Annotated in this window: 1 protein-coding gene; it reads right to left on the reverse strand. The window is 54.7% G+C overall.

Features of this window, described 5'->3' with window-relative positions:
• The coding region (locus NE664_14505) for an ATPase (protein MCQ4727846.1) at positions 1-410 on the reverse strand (410 nt) is incomplete at its 3' end.
• Positions 411-422: the final 12 nt, after the last annotated feature.

Here is a 422-nt window from a genome sequence, read left to right on the forward strand (position 1 = left end):
GTGATCTTATGATCCCCCGTAATCATGACCGGTCTGATACCGGCCCTTCTGGCATTTAAGACCGCATTTTTTGACTCTGGTCTCGGCGGATCCATCATGGCTGTCATTCCTAAAAATATGTACCCGGATTCCGACTTCTCCGTCAGGATCTCCTTCTCCCCCATTTTCCGGTATACAAAGGTGAGCACGCGCAGCCCCTGCCGCGAGAAGCCGAGGTTTTGCTCATTGATCCGCTGACGGTCATTTTCCCGCATCGGGCGGACCCCTTCGCCTGTCAGAATCGATTCGCAGCGGGGAAGCAGAATATCCAATGCCCCTTTGGTAAACATAATCCGCACGCCGTCGACACGGTGCACGGTCGTCATCAGCTTCCGGTCCGAATCAAACGGAAGTTCTCCGATCCTGGGCATGGAATGCCGCAG

Origin of the sequence: Anaerotignum faecicola, assembly GCA_024460105.1 — a bacterium.
In the GTDB taxonomy this organism is placed as follows: Bacteria; Bacillota; Clostridia; order Lachnospirales; family Anaerotignaceae; genus JANFXS01.